This is a genomic window from Companilactobacillus crustorum JCM 15951, assembly GCF_001434585.1.
Taxonomy (GTDB): Bacteria; Bacillota; Bacilli; order Lactobacillales; family Lactobacillaceae; genus Companilactobacillus; species Companilactobacillus crustorum.
On record NZ_AZDB01000067.1, the window covers coordinates 1 to 4,337 of the forward strand.

General features: G+C 34.4%; 4 protein-coding genes and 1 other annotated feature. Of the genes, 2 read left to right on the top strand and 2 right to left on the bottom strand.

The genetic code is table 11. From position 1 onward, the window contains the following. The first annotated feature begins 228 nt into the window (after positions 1–228). Positions 229–876 carry a nicotinate-nucleotide adenylyltransferase gene (locus FD26_RS10535; protein WP_057868380.1) on the top strand — a complete coding sequence of 216 codons (648 nt, stop codon included), beginning with the start codon at positions 229–231 and terminating at the stop codon, positions 874–876. A 94-nt stretch (positions 877–970) separates the two neighbouring features. Here FD26_RS10535 and FD26_RS10540 read toward each other — a convergent pair whose 3' ends face one another. Both FD26_RS10540 and FD26_RS10545 read right to left on the bottom strand, forming a co-directional pair. Further along, positions 971–1,369, bottom strand: coding sequence for a hypothetical protein (locus FD26_RS10540; RefSeq protein WP_057868381.1), 399 nt, complete (start codon positions 1,367–1,369; stop codon positions 971–973). A 372-nt stretch (positions 1,370–1,741) separates the two neighbouring features. After that, on the bottom strand, positions 1,742–2,458 hold the full coding sequence (locus tag FD26_RS10545; RefSeq protein WP_057868382.1) for an alpha/beta hydrolase: 717 nt from the start codon (positions 2,456–2,458) through the stop codon (positions 1,742–1,744). Between the two features lie 86 nt (positions 2,459–2,544). Continuing rightward, positions 2,545–2,776, top strand: a binding site (T-box leader). 61 nt (positions 2,777–2,837) lie between these two features. Between FD26_RS10545 and asnS the strand changes: the two genes are divergently transcribed. After that, positions 2,838–4,229 (top strand): asparagine--tRNA ligase, encoded by a 1,392-nt coding sequence (gene asnS / locus FD26_RS10555; protein ID WP_057868384.1) that lies wholly within the window; start codon positions 2,838–2,840, stop codon positions 4,227–4,229. Positions 4,230–4,337 lie beyond the last annotated feature (108 nt).

Genomic DNA, 4,337 nt, shown 5'->3' on the forward strand with positions numbered 1-4,337 from the left:
CACGAAGTGTAAAATGATTAGTTTCAAACTGGCCCATAGCGTTCCAACAGCATTCACAATTTTTGTGGAGGACAGGAAGTTAAACATATTTACGCTATAGCTCAACTTGAGAAAGAGCCCGATATAAAAGGTAATTGACTTTTTTGGCATTTAAAATCAAATTTTTACATCGTGCTTAAACAAAAGTCTATAATATACATAAAGTAAATTAGTAAAGCGGGCGAGATTATGTATACTGGAGAGTCAGTTTTAACTAAAACTAAAGTTCAACCACAAAAATTATATAATGCTAATAAAAAACATGTAGGAATTTTGACAGGGCCGTTTAATCCGATCCATTATGGTCATTTAATGATTGCAGAACAAGTTTATGAACAATTATGTTTGGACAAAATCCTCTTTATTCCAGATAAGGTACCGCCACATCGCGGTGTCAGTCGTTATATCCCTAAAGTCAGTGTTGACGACCGTATTAATATGATCAAATTTGGCATTCGTGATAATCCTCATTTTCAACTGGATATGACGGATATTGATTTAGGTGGTATCAGTTATACTTATGAAACGATTAAGAAGCTTAAAACTCGAAATCCAAATACTGATTACTATTTGATTGTTGGCTACGATATGATTGAGAATCTCTCTAAGTGGTCACATATTGACGATTTGGTTCAACAGGTTCACTTTGTCGGCGTGTGTCGGAAAGGTTTTGAGAAGAAGTCTCAGTATCCGATTCTTTGGGTCAATACGCCAGAAATAGAAATCAGCTCATCTGAAATCAGGAAACGAGTTCGGGAAGGGAAACCATTGAAGTATTTTGTTCCTGATGATGTGGCCTGGTATATTAGAGATCGAGGGATTTATAAGAAACAATAATTTGTTTTATAGTCGAAAAATTTTAACTTAAAAAGCTGAAAGAATAGGAAGGTAAAGTGCTTTCCTTATTCTTTCAGCTTTTATTGTAAATAATTTAATTTGCCCTTTGACTTTGTTGCTGCATATGAGTGTCAGCCAATAAGAGGGTATATGAATTGACTCCGAAGAAAGCTACTACAACCATTAGACCGGTTAGAAAGAAACCAAGAAACATGAAACCAATACCTAGTAAAAGTCCAAAGACAGCAAAGCAGCGCATTAAATTTTTAGCTAGCGAGATTAAGCTATTTTCATTTTTAAAAGTTGACTGATAAATGCTATCAATTTTTTGTGAATGATATTGTTTAGTATCTGCTTGATGTACGACTAATTTTAGTTGATAAGGTACAAAGTCATTTGAAATAGTATCTTCGCCATATTCGGTTGTTATAACTTTTTTACAGTTACCCCCAGAGATTTGTAGGGAAGGATAATAACCATGACTTAAAGCCAATTTTAATTGATTAGTTAAGGCAACTGTTCCAATTTTAATGACTTTTGAATTCCAAACGCTAGCCAGAATATAGACTGTATTATTAGTTATATGTAGATCAATATTGGCTAAATCTAAGTTGTTTAGTTGTGAAATTTTGAAAATAAATTTATTTTTTAAGATTTGCTTGTCAGTTAGTCCTTCGTAGATGTCGGCAGGATTAACTTCCCCAATGTAATTGATATATTTTTGAATGAAAACTTGTGCATCTTCAGTTAAAGTAATATTTTTCTTAATTAAGATAGTCGTAATTCCCCCAAAAAAATGTAACGACTAACGTTAGTATAACAAAAATGTATGCGCTTTTGTGGGAAATTATGAAAACGTTTTAATTTATTCACTAATATTACTGTGTAACCAATTTATCAATAGATTGCTGATGATATTTTGTTGTTTAGCATTACTGATTGAAGCTACATTATCGCCAGACTGCTTGCCATAACTACCGAAGCCAGCGTGATTTCCTCCAGAAATTTGTTCATAAATTGTATCGGGAGGCAATAATTTTTTGGCTTTTTTATAATTTTTACGATTTAATACTCCATCATTGCTGGCAGTTAGTGAGATAACGGGAACTTTAGTTTCATGTAAGTTGCCCTTTTGTTCGGGATAACTAGCAAGTAAAAAGACTCCTTTAAGATTCTTGGAATTATTTTTGGCATATCGACAAGCCATAGTTCCGCCTAAAGAATGGCCTCCAATAATATAGTCGCGATTTCTTTGAACTGAAGCAGCAGCATTAGTTTTAAGAACTGCTAAATCTAATGGGAAGTGAACAATATAAACGGAGTAACCTGCTTCGGCTAAGTTTTTGGCCCAGATACTATAGCTTTTAGGAGCGACTAAGGCACCAGGGTAGAAGATAATCATAGGGTTAGTATCGTCGCCTTGAAACTTGGTAGTACCATTAACTAAAGTGGAGTCACTAGCAGCGTTAAGAGCCGTGGCACTAGGATGATATTCCTTACTTTTAATAAACAGGATGGAAGCGAAGCCTACAACGATTAATGCGATTACAATCCCGATTAACCATTTAAAAGATTTTTTCATTATTATTCCCCCAAATAATAGAAGTTTTCACTTAATATTGTACTTTACAATCTGTATGAAAATATGCTACATTTAAGAAAATTAATATATAAGATATTAAAAGAAGGAGTACTGTATACTTTATCTACAGGGAGCCAAGGTTAGTGAGAGCTTGGCGTGTCGGTATATAGGAAAAACATCTTTGCTTTTCTAGCTGAAATTTCGAGAGTAGGTTTAGACGTGGCCCAGTACGTTATAATTGGAGAGTATGTAATGTACTTTGAGGTGTTTTTTTTAAAAAACTTGGGTGGTACCGCGGAAAGGTCTTTCGTCCCTTTTATTAGGGATGAAGGGTCTTTTTTTAGTGTTATAGTATTCCGATTTATAGAAGGAGAAATCAATGCAAAACGTTTTAGTTAAAGATTTATACAAAAAAGAATTTGCTGACGGTGATCAAATCACTGTTTCTGGTTGGATTCGTACAATTAGAGGATCAAAACGAGTAGGCTTTATCGAATTAAATGATGGTTCATTTTTTAAAAATGTTCAAGTCGTTATTACTAGCGATATTGAAAATTACGCTGAAGTAGTTAAATACCCTATCAGTACAACGATTAAGGTTGTAGGTGAATTGGCACTTACTCCTAAAGCTCAACAACCATTTGAAATTCATGCTACAGAGGTTGTTGAAGAAGGTGCTTCAGATTCAGATTATCCTTTGCAAAAGAAAGCTCATTCATATGAATTTATGAGAAGCGTAGCACACTTGCGTCCTAGAACTAATACATTCTATTCAGTTTTCCGTATTCGTTCGTTGGCAGCTTTTGCTATTCATGAATATTTACAACACAATGATTTTGTCTACGTTCACACACCAATTATCACGAGTTCTGATGCCGAAGGTGCAGGGGAAATGTTCCAAGTTACAACCCTTGATATGAACAACGTTCCTAAGACAGATGAGGGCAAAGTTGATTATAATGAAGACTTCTTTAGAAAAGAAACTAACTTAACAGTTAGTGGACAACTAGAAGTTGAACCATTTGCCTTAGCCTTTAGAAATGTCTATACTTTTGGACCTACATTCAGAGCTGAAAATTCACATACAGGACGTCATGCTTCAGAATTTTGGATGATCGAACCTGAAATGGCTTTTGCTGATTTGAAGGATGAAATGGATTGTTCCGAAGCCTTGCTTAAATATGTGATTAATTACGTTATGGATCATGCCAAAGAAGAACTAGACTTCTTGAATGAAAATGTCGATAACACCTTGATTGATCGCCTGAAAGCTACTGCTAATGAAGAATTTGCTCATGTGACGTATACTGATGCAATTGATATTCTTGAAAAAGCAACTGATGTTGAATTTGAGGTTAAACCATATTGGGGTCTTGATCTTGATTCAGAACATGAACGTTATTTGTCAGAACAAGTTTATAAGAAGCCTGTTTTCATTACAGACTATCCTAAAGACTTCAAAGCCTTTTATATGCGTGCTAATGATGATGGCAAGACAGTTGCTGCAGCCGATTTGTTAGTACCTGAAATTGGTGAATTAATTGGTGGCTCACAACGTGAAGAGCGTCTCGATATGCTTGAAGAAAGAATGTCAGAACTTGATATGAACGAAGATGACTACAAGTGGTACTTAGAATTACGTAAGTACGGTGGTACAGTTCACTCAGGATTTGGTATTGGCTTTGAAAGATTAGTTATGTATATCACTGGTATGGAAAATATCAGAGATGTTATTGCTTATCCAAGAACACCTGGTAATGCTGAATTCTAGGTAAAAATTTTGAGAAAATAATTAAAAATAAAAGTTAGTATCTATGAAAAATGATTCTCACTCAAGTTTGGTTATAGTATGAGTATACTAACTGATGTGGTTGAAATA

Bases quoted from the DNA above. Each gene is read 5' to 3' on its own strand.
- FD26_RS10535 (WP_057868380.1), top strand. From the start codon at position 229: ATGTATACTGGAGAGTCAGTTTTAACTAAAACTAAAGTTCAACCACAA.
- FD26_RS10545 (WP_057868382.1), bottom strand. From the start codon at position 2,458: ATGAAAAAATCTTTTAAATGGTTAATCGGGATTGTAATCGCATTAATC.
- asnS (WP_057868384.1), top strand. From the start codon at position 2,838: ATGCAAAACGTTTTAGTTAAAGATTTATACAAAAAAGAATTTGCTGAC.